This is a genomic window from Vibrio sp. Y176, from assembly GCF_033438945.1.
Window position 1 is genome coordinate 1 of record NZ_JAWOQS010001218.1, and the last position, 511, is coordinate 511.

Here is a 511-nt window from a genome sequence, read left to right on the forward strand (position 1 = left end):
CAGTACCAAAGTGGTGCGACAGACGCTTTTTCTGGACGGATGCTGCACTTAGCTGGTTTATCAGGTGTTATGCAAGATTGTGGTGTTGCAGAGTTAGACCGTGCAAAAGTCCTGTCTTACGTTAATCAACTGTCGACACGTACACGTTCTCCTAAGCTAATTTCAGGTATCGTTTCACATTATTTCTCACTTCCTAGCGTTCGTATCGAAGAATGGGTTTATCGCCGCGTGGAGATTGCAGACAGTCAACGAAATAAACTCAATCGAGCCAATTGCATATTAGGTCAAAGCTTTCATTTAGGGCAGAGTATCGCAGATTTAAATGGTAAGTTTAATCTTTGCATTGATGACATTGACTTCGAGACATTTAAGCAGTTTTCTTACGAAGGTGAGTTGCATAAAACGTTGGTTGGTTTAATGAGATTCATCTTGCGTGACCCGATGTCTTGGGATCTCAAACTGACAGTTAATCTCGACAGTATTCCAAATAACCAACTTGGCAATGGAGAAG

Annotated in this window: 1 protein-coding gene; it reads left to right on the forward strand. The window is 41.7% G+C overall.

Annotation, left to right across the window (positions count from 1 at the left end; genetic code table 11):
- A partial coding sequence (gene tssG, locus R7O13_RS31060; RefSeq protein WP_318305752.1) for a type VI secretion system baseplate subunit TssG occupies window positions 1–511 on the forward strand: 511 nt, incomplete at both ends.